Origin of the sequence: Chromobacterium haemolyticum DSM 19808, from assembly GCF_000711885.1 — a bacterium.
Classification (GTDB): domain Bacteria; phylum Pseudomonadota; class Gammaproteobacteria; order Burkholderiales; family Chromobacteriaceae; genus Chromobacterium; species Chromobacterium haemolyticum.
Genome location: NZ_JONK01000008.1, coordinates 83,580 through 98,286 on the forward strand (window position 1 = coordinate 83,580; position 14,707 = coordinate 98,286).

Sequence of the window (14,707 nt, forward strand, 5' to 3'; positions counted from 1 at the left end):
AGCAGGATCAGGCGCCCGGCTCGGCATTCAGTTGTTGCAAAAGATCGGCGATTTTATCAGGGTCTTCGGTTCTAAGCATGCGCGCCGCAATCGGCGCGATCTGATCCAGATGAGTATTGAGCACCTGTTGCTTGACCGCCAGCAGGTTGGCCGGATGCATGGAGAACTTACGCAGGCCCATGCCCAGCAGCAAACGCGTCAGCCTGGCGTCGCCGGCCATCTCTCCGCACACCGACACCGGGACGCCTCCCTTGATGCCGGCCTTGATGGTGTGCAGGATCAGTTTCAACACCGCCGGATGGATAGGATCGTACAGATGACTGACCGAATCGTCGTTGCGGTCGATCGCCAGCGTGTACTGGATCAAATCGTTGGTGCCCACCGACAGGAAGTCGATATGTTTGAGAAAACTGCCCACCACCAGCGCCGCCGACGGAATTTCAATCATCGCGCCCACTTCGATCTCTTCCGAATAGGCGATCTTCTCCTCGCGCAGCTCCTGCTTGGCGTATTCAAACTGCGCCAACGCCTGCTTCAGCTCCGGCAGCGAATTCACCATCGGAAACAAGACCTTGATCTTGCCGTGCACCGAGGCGCGCAGTAGCGCCCGCAATTGCGCGCGGAACATCAGCGGCTCGGCCAGGCACAGTCGAATGCCGGTCAGGCCCAGCGCCGGATTGTCCGCCACCGCGTGGTTCAGCCATTTCGGGTTCTTGTCCGCGCCTAAATCCATGGTGCGGATGGTCACCGGCAAACCCTTCATGGTTTCCGCCACATGCCGGTAAGCCTCGTACTGCTCGTCCTCGTCCGGCAAAGTGTCGCGGCCCAGAAACAGGAATTCGCTGCGGAACAGGCCCACGCCCACCGCGCCGGACTTGCGCACGTCTTCCACGTCCTGCGGCAGCTCGATATTGGCCAGCAGTTCGATCGCGGTGCCGTCCTGGGTCTTGGCGTTGGACTTGCGGATAGACGACAGCTTGCGCCGGGCGTCGCGCCAGGCGCGCAGCCGGCGGCGGTACTCAGCCAGCACCAAATCGTCAGGATTGATGATCACCACGCCTTGCAGGCCGTCGACGATGATCAACTCGTCTTCACGGATCAGTTCGCGCGAGTGATGCAAGGCGATCACCGACGGCAGATCCAGGCTGCGTCCCAAAATCGCGGTATGCGAAGTGGCCCCGCCGACATCGGTGACGAAGGCGGCGAAGTTGGAGTCCTTGAAATAGACCATATCGGCCGGCGACAGATCATGCGCCACCAGAATGTGGTCGTCGACCAGGTCTTCCGGCGCCGGCAGTTGCGGCACGTCGCCGTCCAGGTTCTTGAAGATGCGCTCCACCACTTGCAGCACATCGTTCTTGCGTTCGCGCAGATAATCTTCCTCGATCGCGTCGAACTGCTCGACCAAGGACTCGCATTGCAGCTTCAACGCCCACTCGGCGTTGCAGCGCTGTTTTTCGATGATTTCTCGCGGCTCGCGCGAGATGGTGACGTCGCCCAACAGCATGATGTGCAAAGACAGGAAAGCGCCCAGCTCCGCGGGCGCGTTCTCCGGAATGCTGCCCCACAGCATTTCCAGCTCTTTGCGGGTGTCGCGGATGGCTTCGTCAAAGCGCGCCAACTCCGCCGGGACTTCCTCGTCTTCCAGCAGATAGTGCGCGACATCGTCCATGCTGCGCGAAATCAAATGGGCGCGGCCAATGGCAATGCCGCCGCCTATGGCCACCCCGTGCAGGATGATGCTCATCGTCCCGTCCTTAGGCTCCGGCTTATTCGGCTTCGTCGAATCGGTTGTTGATCAGGGCCACCAGGGCGTCCAACGCCACTTGCTCATCCTCCCCGCTCACCTCCAACTCCACGGTCGCCCCCTTGGCCGCCGCCAGCATCATCACGCCCATGATGCTCTTGCCGTTGACCCGGCGATTGTTGCGCGCGATGAAGATATCGCTTTTGTAGCGGCTGGCCAGCTGAGTGAACTTGCTGGAGGCGCGGGCATGCAGGCCGAGCTTGTTGATGATTTCTACTTCAATTCGCAGCATTGCCTTCCCCCGGAATAATATACAGCACACCCTCCAGGCCGCCGGTGATCGCCTTGCTCACGACGATTTCCAACGGCTGGCTGCTATAGCACAAGGCTCGGACCACCATGGGCAGACTCGCCCCGGCCACCGCCTCCACCCGCCCCGGGCGGATCAGCCGGCTGGCGATATTGGACGGCGTGCCGCCATACATATCGGTCAGGATCACCACCCCGTCGCCCGCGTCCAGCCTGTCCACCAACAACTGGGCCTCGGCTTGCTTGCTTTCCGGGTCATCGGTCTTGTCGACCGCCATCAATGCCAGATTTTCCGGCTCTCGGCCCAGGATATGCCTGGCGCAATCCGCCAGACTGCGCCCCAAGTCGCCATGCGCGATTATCAATACACCTACCATGCCTGATTCTTCATGTTGGCAGCGTCGGCGGCGCGGAGCCGGGACACTGAAGCAAAAAGGTTGATCAACACGTCAGTCCGCCATTGTATCAGCAGTATTCGCCAAGGGCCTGCCGACATCTTATTTCCCCGGGGCCTTCCGCCTTGTATAGCGCGCTTTTCTCGGCCTGCGCAACGGTAAAACATACGTCAACAGACTCGGGTCCGGTACCAGCCCAGTTTGTCCGCCAACCCCACCACCTCGCCGACAATGATCAAGGCGGGCGATGCGATATGGTGCTTGGACATCAGTTCCGGCAGATCCCCCAGCGTGCCCGCCACCGTTCTCTGCCGCTCTGTGGTTGCCCACTCCACCGCTGCGGCCGGCGTCGTAGCCGGCTTGCCATGCTTGATGAAAGCGAGGCACAGCTCCTGAGCAGTGGACACCCCCATGTAGACTACTACGGTCTGAGCCGGCCGCGTCAACGCGGGCCAGTCAAGGTGAATGCTGCCGTCCTGCTTGTGGCCGGTAACGAAGGTCACCGACTGCGCGTAATCTCGATGGGTCAGCGGTATGCCCGCATACGCCGCCGCGCCGCTGGCGGAAGTGATGCCGGGCACGACCTCGAAAGCGATGCCATGCGCCGCCAGCGTCTCGATCTCCTCGCCGCCGCGACCGAAGGTGAACGGATCTCCGCCCTTGAGCCGTAATACCCGCTTGCCTTGTTGCGCCAGCTCCACCATCAATAAGTTGATGTCGCCTTGCGGCAGCGTATGGTTGGCCCTGGCCTTCCCCACGTAAATGCGCTCGGCGTCGCGTCGCACCAGCTCCAGCAGCTCCGGCGCCACCAGATTGTCGTGCAAGACCACATCGGCCTGCTGCATCAGCCGCAGAGCCCGAAAAGTCAGCAAATCCGGATTGCCCGGCCCCGCCCCCACCAGATAGACGGCGCCCTGCGCAGTCTGCGCGCCGGCGTCCTCCAGCCTTCGCTCCATCGCCTGCACAGCGGCGGCCTCGTCGCCGTTGATCACCGCTTCGGCCAACGGCCCCTCCAGCACCGACTCCCAGAAAGCCCGACGGCGCTCAACATCGGGAATGCCGGCTTTGACCCGATCGCGGAAACCGGCGGCAAAACGCGCCAATCGCCCAAACCCGCTGGGAATAAGGCTTTCCAGCCGGCCGCGGATCAACCTCGCCAGCACCGGCACCCCGCCTCCGGTTGAAACGGCTATCACTAAGGGCGAACGATCCACAATGGCCGGGGTGATGTAGCTGGACAGTTCAGGGTCGTCCACCACATTAACGGGAATATTCAAGGCCTGACAGGACAGGGAAACTTGGCGGTTGACTTCGCGCTCGTTGGTGGCAGCCACCACCAGACGCCGGCCGCTCAGTTGGGCCGGCTCGAAACAGGCGCGCAAATGGGTCAGTTGGCCCTGCCTCGCCATCTCGGCCAACTCAGGCGTCAACTCCGGCGCCGCCACCGTCAGTTCCGCGCCGGCGGACAGCAAAAGCCGCGCCTTGCGCAGCGCCACCTCGCCGCCGCCCACCAGCAAACAAGACGCGCCTTGCAATTTAAGGAAGATCGGGAAGTAATCCATTTCCAGCTCCGCAACAATGTTTGCAGCATACTGCATTTGTTGCATAAAAACGACGCTGGGGAATGCTATCAATATTACGAAAAGCGCCCAGCTTGGCGCCTGGTGCCATCATTGCAGCTTTGCGCGCCGCCGCGCCTTCGGAGAACCGCTTGAACCCAGCCTTACGCCGCCGGGCCAGTCCGCGCCGTCGACTGTTCGCCGCCGCGGGCTCGCTGTGCCTGTTCGGGGCCGACTACGCGCAAGCCGCGACGCCCGACTGGCTCGCCGGCTGGCCGTTGTTCGTCCCCTTGTTGGCGCTACTGGGCCTGCCGCCATGGCGACGCCGGCGGCAGCTGGCCACGCTCAGCCGCCAGGTCCGGGACAGCCAACAGCCGCTCGTGCTGGCCAACGCCGCCGGCCGTCTTCTCGCCGCCTCCGACTACGCGCCGGCGCCCTCACGCCAAGACGGCGTGCTGACCGGTTACGGTTTCAGCCGGCACGACCTCGCGCTGCTGCTGGACCCGGCCCACCCCGGCCATCGCGACGGCCTGCTAGCGGCCCATGCCGATTTACTGGCCTTTCCCCTGCCCTGCCCGCTCCCCGACCATCTTTTGTTGCGCTTGCAAACACCATCCCTCGTCCACGGCCCCGGCGGCGATCTGAGCGGCTGGCGCCAGGCCCTCCAGGACGCGCGGCTGGGTTTGCTCGAGTTCGACCTGGCCGGCCAAGCAGTGCGCGGCGCGCCTCAAACGCTGCACGCCCTGTTAGGCCTGCCGGCGGACGCTGAACGAATGGCTTTTTCCCGCTGGCTGGAGCTGCTTCATCCCGAGGACCGCTCGCTGTTCACCGCCTTGCTCAGCCACCCGGAGCAAAGACAAGAAAGCGCCTGCGGCATGGAGTTCCGCGTGCGTCACGCCCACGGTCATTGGGAATGGCTGGAGCAACGCACCCAGTTTCACAAAGACGAAGTGGGCCGCATCAGCCATATCCACGCGCTGTGCCAGATCGTCACCGCGCGCAAGCTGGCCGAGTCCGCGATGCTGCGGCGCGAACAGGAGTTCCGCACGCTGGTGGAGAACTCGGAAGACGTCATTGCCCGATACGATCTGAACCTGCGCTGCCAATTCATCAACCGCAGCGTCAGCCGCTACTCAACGCTGGCGCGCGAAGAGCACCTTGGCCGCAGCGTCCATGACAAAGCCTGGCCCGAAGCCGCGCGCGCCCGTTTTGCAGAGGAGTGCGAGCGACTGATCGCCGGCGGCGAGGCCCGCCGCTTCGAACTGGAGCTGAGCATGGGCACCCGGCGCTTTATTTTCGAGGTGAGGCTGTTCCCCGAATTCGGGCTGGGCGGCGAGCTGCGCAGCATTCTGGCGGTGGAGCGCGAAATCACCCACAGTCGCCAGAGCGAACGTCTGCTGGCAGAAGAAAACGCGGTGATGGAGATGATTGCCGGCAATGCGCCGTTGCAAGACACGCTTAACCAGATCTGTCGAATGATGGAGTCGCAACTGAACCGTGGCGTCTGTTCCATCATGCTGCTGGACGCCAGCGGAGAAACCTTAGGGCTGGCGGCCGGCCAAAGCCTGCCTCCGAGCTACCGCAAACTGCTGGCACAAGTGCCGGTGGGCCCGGAGGCCGGCTCCTGCGGCACCGCCGTCCACCGCAAAAGCCTGGTCATCGTCGACGACATTGCCAATAGCCCGCTTTGGGCCAGCTACCGCGAACTAGTGGCGCCCTTTGGCCTGAGCGCCTGCTGGTCCACGCCCATATTCTCCAGCGACCGCCGACTGCTCGGCGCTTTCGCCATCTATCACCCGGATCCGCGCCAACCCGAGCCGGAAGAGTTGCAGTTGGCGCAACGCAGCACCCACCTGATCGCCATCGCGCTGCAACGCGACGCTCACGAAAAGAAACTCTATCAGCTCGCCACACTGGATGAACTGACCGGCCTGTGCAACCGCCGCCAGTTCATCGCGCTGTCCAGCCGCGAAATCGAACGCAACCGGCGTTATCAATTGTCCTTGACCGTGCTGATGATGGATTTGGATCACTTCAAGAACATCAACGACCGTCATGGGCACGCCAAGGGCGACGAAGTCATCGTCCACTTCGCGCAAAGCTGCCGCAACGTGCTGCGCAGCACCGACATTTGCGGCCGCCTGGGCGGCGAGGAGTTCGCCGCGGTGCTGCCGGACACGCGGATGGAAGACGCGCTGCTGGCGGCGGAGCGCCTGCGCCGCGTCGTCGCGGAAGCCCGTTTGCCGGACGGCGAGACCGGCACTCTGCAATACACGGTCAGCATAGGCGTCGCCATGCTGCGCGCCGACGAGACTGAAATCGACGAAGTATTGGGCCGGGCGGACAAACAGCTGTACCAGGCCAAACACAATGGCCGCAACTGCATCAGCGGCGAGGAATTGCTGCTATTGCGCTAAAATGCCGGCCTGAATCTTTTTCCAAGATGTCCACCGTGAGCGCCTGGCAAACCGACTATCTCTCCCACCCTCTATATCGGCCCGTACGCGACGCCGCCGAGCTGATCGCTCCCGCCTCCTGGCCGGAGCAAGAGGACTACGACCTGCTGCTGCGGCGCTACCGGCAACAACGCCCGAACGCGCTGCCCCCGGCACTGCGCTTTGCCTGCGATCTGGAGCCGGAAGCCTATTACGAGATGCACATCGGCCACACCGGAGAGATCCCCACCCGCAGCGGCAACTGGCACGATTGGTTCAACGCCTTGGCCTGGCTGGCTTGGCCGCGGAGCAAGCAAGCGCTGAACCGCCGCCACCTGCGCGCCATCGCCCGCGGAGAGACCAAGCGCGGCCCGCTGCGCGACGCGGCCACGCTGTTGGACGAATGCGGCGTCATCGTCGCCGTCGCCGACCCGGCTTTCAGCCGGATGCTGGACGATATGGAATGGCAGCGTCTGTTTCTGGAACATCGCCAAGACTGGGACCGTCGCATCGGCGTTCACGCCATCGGCCACGCGCTGTTCGAAGTCGGCCTGCGGCCGCATATCGGCTGGTGCGGCAAGGCGCTGCCGCTGGCGGTGCCGGAAGCCTTCTTCCACTGGGACGAAGCTCGCCGGCGGGACCATCTGGACACGGAGTTGGCGCGACGGCTGGACGACGACGACTTCATGCCGGCCCCGCGCTCGCTGTGGCCGCTGCCGCTGCTAGGCATTCCCGGCTGGTGGCCGGACAATGAAGATCCGGCCTTCTACGCCAACCGCGATTATTTCCGGCCAACGCGGCGGGCGAAATCTTCCAGCGTCACGGACTGAAGCTCGGCCGTCATCGGCCCCAACAGGGTTTCCACGCCGGCGCCGACATCGTCGTCGCGGTAGTTGTCGCTGCGATAGACGAACAATTCGAACAGCTCCACCATGCAGATGGCCGACAACTTCTTGCCCAGCACCCAACCGTCGCGCTGGCTTTTCTGAACAAAACCGCGGGAGCTCAACATGTCCAGCACCCAGCCCAACTCGTCGTAACCCACCTTCACCTGGCTGCGCAACTGCACCGGGCTCAGCAGTTCGCCGCGGTTCTGCGCCTCGTCCAGCAGCAGCAACACCTCCACCGCATCGAGAAAACGTCGCCTAGGCTCGAAGCGACGCCGCCATGCGTCGCCCTCCCAATAAGACAACGATGCCGTGAACACCGCGCCGCTGAGCACCACCATCCACAAGCAATACACCCACAACAGGAAAATCGGGATGCTGGCGAAGGCCCCGTACACCAATTGGTAATTAGCGACCTGACCGATGTAGAAGCCGAACAAGGCGCGCGTGGCCTCCAGCAAGATCGCGGTCAGCAAGGCGCCCACGCTGGCGTGCTTGATCGGCACAAAACGATTGGGCACGATGCGGTACAACAGCGACAGCACCAAAGCAGTCAGCAAGATGGACCCGCCGGCTTCCACCATATTGGCCAATACCGGCAGCGCGTGATCGAACTTGCTGACCTTGAACAGGCTGCGCCAAGCCAGCAGGCTGCCGCCCAGCACCAGCGGCCCCAGCGTCAGCACCGTCCAGTACACCATGCTTTGCTGCAATAACGGCCGACCGCGGCGCACGCCCCAGATGGCGTTGAAAGTACGGTCTATGGTGGACATCAGCATCAGCGCGGTCACGCCCAGCATCACAATGCCGGCGGCGGTCAACTTCTCCGCGTTGTCGGCGAACTGGCGCATATAGACGGTAATCACCTTGCCGGCGAACTCCGGAACCAGCGTGGACAACAGCATGATCTTGAAACGGGTGCTCAGATCCGCGAACACCGGAAACGCGGAAATCACCGTCAAGGCGATGGTGAACAAGGGCACCAGCGCCAACAGCGTGGTGAAGGTCAGGCTGCCGGACACTTGCGCGACGCGATGACTGCCCATGCGCCGGGCAAGAAAGCGCGCAAAGCCCAGATACGGTTCGATTCGACTCATTTGCATCTCGGCAAAATAATGGCAAAGCGCGGATCAGGCAAGCCGCACAGAGTTGCTTTATCATGCATCCGCTTGCGCAGCGGCGCGCGACCTATCGTTTTTGATCTGATAAAGAAGGCCCCAAACCCATGCAAGACCTCTTGGTGCTCTACTACAGCCAGCACGGCGCCACCCGCGAACTGGCCCGGCTGATCGCCCGCGGCATTGAAAGCGTGCCCGGCTGCCAGGCCCGGCTGCGCACCGTGCCCAAGGTGTCCGCGGTCTGCGAAGCCACCGAGGCCGCCGTCCCCGAGGCCGGCGCGCCCTATGTCGAGGCCGCGGATCTCGTCGAATGCATCGGCCTGGCGCTGGGCAGCCCCACCCGCTTCGGCAATATGGCCGCGGCGGTGAAATATTTTCTGGACGGCACCAGCCCGGAATGGATGCAAGGCGCGCTGGCCGGTAAACCCGCCTGCGTGTTCACTAGCAGCGCCTCGCTGCACGGTGGGCAGGAATCCACCCTGTTGACCATGATGGTGCCCTTGCTGCACCACGGCATGCTGATGGTGGGCCTGCCCTACACGGAAACCGCGCTGACCCGCACCAGCACCGGCGGCACGCCTTATGGCGCCAGCCATGTCTCAGGCGTGCGCAACGAACAAGCCATCAGCGACGACGAGAAACAGCTGGCGCTGGCGCAGGGGCGCCGGCTGGCTGAGATTGCGCTGAGGCTGGCCGCCCCGTTCTAAAGCTGCTGCGCATCGAAGAAAGCGCTCGGCGACGCGCCCAATTCGCGCTTGAACATCGTCGAAAAAGCGCTGGGGCTGGCATAACCCAGATCCAGCGCCACCTCCAACACGCTGGCGCCACGCGCCAGACGCTCCAAAGCCGCAATCAACCGCGCTTGTCGCCGCCACTGCCCGAAACTCAGCCCGGTCTCGCGCTGGAAGCGGCGCTGCAATGTGCGCGGGTCCATCGCCGCCTGCGCCGCCCACTCGGCTACGCCGCGCGCGTCGCCGGGGTGGCTGAGCAACTGCCTACACAATTGGTCCAGCGCCGCCGACGCCGGCTGCGGCAAGGACAAAGCCAAGCTCGGCAGGCTGCGGATCTCGTCCAGAATCAAACGCATCACTCGTTCCGCCCGGCTATCCGGCGGGTAAGGCACCGCAATGCCGGTTGCGGCCTGAATCAGCTCGCGCAACAAGGGCGACACCGCCAGCACGCAGCACTCTTCGGGCAAGCCGGTCAAGGCGTCGCCGCGCACATACACCGTGCGCATCCGCACCCTGCTCAGCATATTCACCTGATGCCAAGTGGCGATGGGCAGCCAGATACCGCGCGTCGGCGGCACGATCCATCGGCCCTGATCGGTGGTCACCATCATCACGCCTTCCACTGCGTACAGCAGTTGTGCCGTGGGGTGGGCGTGGCGCGGCGAGACTCCGCCGGCAGCGTAGTCACGCGCCTTGCCCACCACCGGGGCCGCGCCGCCGTCATAGTCATGCAAATGGTCGAAGTCCGCCACAATGCCTCTTTTGCAAAGATAACTGCCTTATTTTGGCAGGACGGACGCCATTTTGCTCGCTAGTATGACATTCACCCACTAGCTGAATGATTCTCAAGCCCATGACCACCGCCACCGCCGCCACGCCAGATCAAGACAGCACTCGCTTCCGTGTGCTGGGCGCCATCAGTTTCTCCCATTTTCTCAACGACATGCTGCAATCGCTGCTGCTGGCGATCTATCCGCTACTTAAAGGCAACTACCAGCTCAGCTTCGCCGAAATCGGCCTGATGACCTTGACCTACCAATGCACCGCCTCGCTGTTGCAGCCGCTGGTGGGGCTCTACACCGACAAGAAACCGATGCCGTACTCGCTGGTGCTGGGCATGGGAGCCACCCTGTGCGGCCTGTTATTACTGTCCAGCGCCGGCAGCTTCCCCCTGCTGTTGTTGGCCGCGGCGCTGGTGGGCACAGGCTCCTCGGTATTTCATCCGGAATCGTCGCGGGTGGCCCGCATGGCCTCCGGCGGCCGTCCTGGTCTGGCCCAATCCATTTTTCAGGTGGGAGGCAACGCCGGCAGCGCCAGCGGGCCGCTTCTGGCGGCGCTGATCGTCATCCCCTTGGGGCAGGGCAGCATCGCCTGGTTCGGCCTGGCCGCCTTGTTGGCGATGGCGGTATTGTTCAAGATCGGCCAGTGGTACAGCCACCAGCAGCGCAAGGCTAAAACCGCCGCCATCGCAACGCCGCCCCAGTTGTCGCCGGCGCGAGTGAAGCTGACGCTGTTCGCCCTGCTGGTGCTGCTGTTCTCCAAATACTTCTACACCGCCAGCATCACCAGCTACTTTACCTTCTATTTAATCAAGCACTTCGGCTTGGGCGTGCAGGCCGCGCAGCTCCATCTGTTCTTGTTTCTGTTAGCGGTCGCGCTGGGCACCATCTTCGGCGGACCGATCGGCGACGCCATCGGCCGCAAGCGGGTGATCTGGTTCTCCATCCTCGGCATCGCGCCGCTGACCTTGCTACTGCCCTACGTCAATCTGTTCTGGACCAGCGTGCTGTCGCTGGGCATCGGCTTCGTGCTGGCCTCGGCCTTCCCCGCCATCATCATTTACGCGCAGGAACTGTTGCCGGGCCGGGTGGGCATGGTGTCAGGCATGTTCTACGGCTTCGCCTTCAGCATCGGCGGCATCGGCGCCGCGGTGCTGGGCCAACTGGCCGACAGCCACGGCATCGAATTCGTCTATCAGCTATGCGCCTTCCTGCCGCTGTTGGGCTTGGTGGCCGCACTGCTGCCGGATCTGCGCGGCGACAAGGTTTGACACTGGCGCCGCCCTGCCCGGATACTTCGGCCATTCAATTTTTCCAACGCGCCTGCGGTGCCGTCTGAGAACGTGTTTACGATCTCGCGAGCTAAGGCGAGACAAGGCGAAAACGGCTGAGAAAGCGGAGTGTACACACGGTACATGAGCATTTCGAAGGTGTTTTCAACGCCGTATCGCCGACGCGCAGTAGATCGTAAGCAGGTTCTGAGCGCTCTGCGCTCGGCGGCTTACCCGGCGCGTTGCCCATTCGGACAGAAAATCATGTGTGGAATCGCCGGTTTCTTCTCTCAACGCCCCGCCGCCGCGGCCACCGCCCAGGCCATGTTGACGGAGCTGGGCCGACGCGGACCGGACGCGGCCAATCAATTATGGCTGAACGCCGACTGGCAAACGGCGACAGACGGGGACATCCACAACGCGCTGCTGCACGCGCGCTTGTCCATCATCGACCCGCGCCCCATCGCCAACCAGCCGATGGCCAGCGAGGATGCTCAGGTCTGGATCTGCTACAACGGCGAAGTCTATGACTGGGCCGCCGACAAGGCCGAACTGGAAGCCGCCGGCGCGCGCTTCACCACGCACTCCGACACCGAGTTCATCCTGCGCGGCTACCAGGCCTGGGGCATTGAAACCCTGCTGCAGCGGCTGCGCGGCATGTTCGCCTTCGCCATCCTGGATTTGAAACAGCGCAAAGTGCATCTGGCGCGCGACCGGATGGGCGAGAAACCGCTGGTCTATTCGCTGCTGGACGGAAACTTCGCCTTCGGCTCGCTGGTGCGCTCGGTGCTGCCCTTCCTGCCGCCCCAACGGCGCGACTTTTCCGCCGACGCCATCGACGCCTATCTGGCGCACCGCTACATCCCGGCGCCCGCCACCTTGTTCAGCCACATACAGCGCCTGGAAAACGGCCACCGGCTGGAATTTGACCTGGACACCCGCTCCCTGCGCAAACTGCGCTACTGGCAGCCAGCCAAGGACGGCGGCGACTGGCTTCAAGAGCTGGACCGCGCCGTGGCGATGCGCACCGTCGCCGACCGCCCGCTGGGCGTGCTGCTGTCAGGCGGCATAGACTCCACCGTAATCGCCAGCCGGCTGGCCTTGCAACAGTTGACGCAATTCAGCAGCTTCACCGCCGCCTTCCCTGGATCCAAGCTGGACGAGGCCGCCGACGCCGCCGATTCCGCGCAAAGAATGGGGCTGGCCAATCTGGCGGTGCAGATGCCGGAGAATCTGGCAGCCGATTTCGAACGCATCGTCGCCGACCTCGACCAGCCTTTCGCCGATCCGTCCAGCTTCCCCACGTGGTACCTGGCGCGCGAAGTCAGCCGCCACGTCAAAGTGGTGCTCTTGGGCGACGGCGGCGATGAGCTGCTGGCTGGCTACAAGCGCGTCAACAAGCATCTGCGCACTCGCTGGCGCAGCCTGATCAAGCTGCCGCTGACGATCCAGCCCTCGCTGGACGGCAAGGGCGCCGGCAAACTCGCCACCGAGTTGGCGATGAGTTGGCAAGACGCCTATTCGCTGCGCTTTTCCGGCTTCACCCCCGGCCAACGCCTGTTCCTGCAAGGCAACCGGCCGCTCTCGCGACTCTGCCACTGGCGCGCGCCGGACGATATTGGTCCGCCGCCGGCCAATGCGCCGGCCGGTCTGCATCATTTGCTGGCCATAGACTTCGCCAATTATCTACCGGACTACATCCTGCAAAAGTCCGACCTGTGCACCATGGCCCACGGCCTGGAGGGCCGCGCCCCGCTGGTGGACCACCGCTTCTATCAGACTTTGCTGGCGGTGGACGGCAAACAGCGTTTCACCCAGCCTGCCAAGCTGATCTTCCGCCGCGCCGTTCACCCAGCGCTGCCTGCGGACTTCTTCCAGCGCAAGAAACGCGGCTTCAACCCGCCGCTGTCCGGCTGGCTGAAAACCAGCCTGGCTCCGCGCATGGATGGTCTGGGCGAACGTCTGGCGCGGCTCAGCCGCGGCCAGCTCGACGCCGCGGCGGTGGACGCCTTCGCCGCCGCCTACCGAAACGGGGCCGAGCATCTGGCCGAGCAGATGCTGCAGTTGCTGATTTTGGACGAAAGCCTGAGGCAGCTAAGCTTGCTGGCGGCCCAAAACGACTAATCCGTCCAAAGACGGGCGAACAAGCGCTAGGCAAGAAGCAGCCAGCAGGGAAAGCAATATGCGCAAACGACGCATAAGCATTGCGAAGCTGGCTTCCAAGGTCTTTTCAATCGAGCGCGCCAACGCGGCGCATGCCATTCCTATGGCCAGCGCCGCCCGGCGTCGCATCTGCTACATTCGACAACACATTTTCGTTTGAAAACGATAATGATTAGCATTAGTATTTTTAGGCAGGCCAAGCAAACCAAGAATAAAGCGCCTATCCGCCCGGCCGGCGTCCTTCGCCGCCAAGCGGCCCGCTTGGGCCAAGCAGTGCCCTATTCAATTGAAACCAAAAGGAAACAATATGCGTCGCTTTGTCCAACTGGCTATCGCCACCGCAGCACTCACCGCTTCCGCCGCCGCCATGGCCAAGGAATACCCGATCGGCAAGCCGGCCCTGAAGAACGGCATGGAGATCGGCGCGGTCTACCTGCAGCCGACAAAGATGGAACCGGAAGGCATGATGCGCAAGGCGGAGGCATCCGACATCCACCTGGAGGCCGACATCCACGCTACCAAGAACAATCCCAACGGCTTCGAAGAAGGCGCATGGATGCCCTATCTGGTGGTGAAGTATGAACTGAGCAAGGTGGGCGGCAAGGAAGTGCTCAAGGGCGATCTGATGCCGATGGTGGCCAACGACGGTCCGCACTATGGCGACAACATCAAGCTGCAAGGCCCGGGCAAATACAAGCTGAAATACACCATCCTGCCGCCGTCGGCCAACCAGCACGCTCACTTTGGCCGCCACATCGACAAGGAAACCGGCGTGGGTCCGTGGTTCAAGCCCTTTGAACTGAACTACGAATTCACTTATGCCGGCATCGGCAAAAAAGGCGGCTATTAATCCCGTTGTTCTTGCAAAAACAGGATTAATGCGAATGAGAATGTAAACGCAAGCCATTCTCATGCGTTAAAATAAGACAGCGCATGCCTTCGCCTGCGCTGTTTTCAATCCGGAGACCCATTCCGATGAAGTTCGCGCCCTTGACCCTGGCCGCCGCCGCGGCCTGCCTGTTGTCCATGTCGGCCATAGCCGACGACATGCCGGTGTTCAAACTGGTGATGAAGGACGGCGTGTTCACACCCGCCCGCCTGGTGGTCCCCGCCGGCAAGAAGTTCAAGGTTGAAGTGATCAATGCCGGCAAGACCCCGGCCGAATTCGAAAGCACGCCGCTGCGCAAGGAAAAGGTGCTCGGCCCCGGCGCGGAGTCCTTCCTGGTTTTCCAGCCGCTGTCCCCCGGCGAATACAAGTTTTTTGACGAATTTCACATGAAGACCGGCCAAGGCGTCATCGTCGCCAAGTAAAC

General features: G+C 62.9%; 14 protein-coding genes. 8 read left to right on the plus strand and 6 right to left on the minus strand.

The window, feature by feature from the left end:
- Nucleotides 1-7: 7 nt before the first annotated feature.
- The 4 genes from ptsP to cysG form a co-directional block, all read right to left on the minus strand.
- On the minus strand, nt 8-1,747 hold the full coding sequence (gene ptsP, locus BR71_RS07620; RefSeq protein ID WP_043635140.1) for a phosphoenolpyruvate--protein phosphotransferase: 1,740 nt from the start codon (nt 1,745-1,747) through the stop codon (nt 8-10).
- A 22-nt stretch (nt 1,748-1,769) separates the two neighbouring features.
- Nucleotides 1,770-2,039, minus strand: a complete 270-nt coding sequence (locus tag BR71_RS07625) for an HPr family phosphocarrier protein (RefSeq protein WP_019100446.1) — start codon at nt 2,037-2,039, stop codon at nt 1,770-1,772.
- Entirely contained in the window at nt 2,026-2,433 is a 408-nt protein-coding gene (locus tag BR71_RS07630) for a PTS sugar transporter subunit IIA (protein WP_043635143.1), read from the minus strand. Before BR71_RS07630 ends, BR71_RS07625 begins: the two co-directional genes overlap by 14 nt.
- Before the next feature lie 188 nt (nt 2,434-2,621).
- A complete protein-coding gene (gene cysG, locus BR71_RS07635) occupies nt 2,622-4,013 on the minus strand; it encodes a siroheme synthase CysG (protein WP_043635354.1) in 1,392 nt (463 codons plus the stop codon).
- Nucleotides 4,014-4,162: 149 nt separating this feature from the next.
- On the opposite strand from cysG, the gene BR71_RS07640 reads away from it, so the two are divergent.
- The gene (locus BR71_RS07640; protein ID WP_162179201.1) at nt 4,163-6,427 is read left to right on the plus strand and encodes a sensor domain-containing diguanylate cyclase; all 2,265 of its coding nucleotides are present in this window, start codon (nt 4,163-4,165) and stop codon (nt 6,425-6,427) included.
- 26 nt (nt 6,428-6,453) lie between these two features.
- Nucleotides 6,454-7,275 carry a DUF3025 domain-containing protein gene (locus BR71_RS07645; RefSeq protein WP_425265928.1) on the plus strand — a complete coding sequence of 274 codons (822 nt, stop codon included), beginning with the start codon at nt 6,454-6,456 and terminating at the stop codon, nt 7,273-7,275.
- Here BR71_RS07645 and BR71_RS07650 read toward each other — a convergent pair.
- Entirely contained in the window at nt 7,227-8,429 is a 1,203-nt protein-coding gene (locus BR71_RS07650) for a YihY family inner membrane protein (protein WP_081862593.1), read from the minus strand. The two genes, BR71_RS07645 and BR71_RS07650, sit on opposite strands and share 49 nt — an antisense overlap.
- A 128-nt stretch (nt 8,430-8,557) precedes the next feature.
- On the opposite strand from BR71_RS07650, the gene wrbA reads away from it, so the two are divergent.
- The gene (wrbA, locus tag BR71_RS07655; protein ID WP_043635149.1) at nt 8,558-9,157 is read left to right on the plus strand and encodes an NAD(P)H:quinone oxidoreductase; all 600 of its coding nucleotides are present in this window, start codon (nt 8,558-8,560) and stop codon (nt 9,155-9,157) included.
- On the opposite strand, the gene BR71_RS07660 is transcribed toward wrbA, so the two are convergent.
- Nucleotides 9,154-9,933, minus strand: a complete 780-nt coding sequence (locus tag BR71_RS07660) for an AraC family transcriptional regulator (protein ID WP_043635151.1) — start codon at nt 9,931-9,933, stop codon at nt 9,154-9,156. The two genes, wrbA and BR71_RS07660, sit on opposite strands and share 4 nt — an antisense overlap.
- A gap of 101 nt (nt 9,934-10,034) precedes the next feature.
- On the opposite strand from BR71_RS07660, the gene BR71_RS07665 reads away from it, so the two are divergent.
- From BR71_RS07665 to BR71_RS07680, 5 genes are all read left to right on the plus strand, one after another.
- Nucleotides 10,035-11,231, plus strand: coding sequence for an MFS transporter (locus BR71_RS07665; RefSeq protein WP_043635364.1), 1,197 nt, complete (start codon nt 10,035-10,037; stop codon nt 11,229-11,231).
- A gap of 264 nt (nt 11,232-11,495) precedes the next feature.
- Nucleotides 11,496-13,355: an asparagine synthase (glutamine-hydrolyzing) gene (gene asnB / locus BR71_RS07670; RefSeq protein ID WP_043635154.1), complete on the plus strand. Its 1,860-nt coding sequence runs from the start codon at nt 11,496-11,498 to the stop codon at nt 13,353-13,355.
- A 58-nt stretch (nt 13,356-13,413) separates the two neighbouring features.
- Nucleotides 13,414-13,554: a hypothetical protein gene (locus tag BR71_RS24125; protein ID WP_156038908.1), complete on the plus strand. Its 141-nt coding sequence runs from the start codon at nt 13,414-13,416 to the stop codon at nt 13,552-13,554.
- Between the two features lie 147 nt (nt 13,555-13,701).
- The gene (locus BR71_RS07675; RefSeq protein WP_043635157.1) at nt 13,702-14,244 is read left to right on the plus strand and encodes an iron transporter; all 543 of its coding nucleotides are present in this window, start codon (nt 13,702-13,704) and stop codon (nt 14,242-14,244) included.
- A gap of 125 nt (nt 14,245-14,369) precedes the next feature.
- Nucleotides 14,370-14,705: a cupredoxin domain-containing protein gene (locus BR71_RS07680; protein WP_019100458.1), complete on the plus strand. Its 336-nt coding sequence runs from the start codon at nt 14,370-14,372 to the stop codon at nt 14,703-14,705.
- Nucleotides 14,706-14,707: the final 2 nt, after the last annotated feature.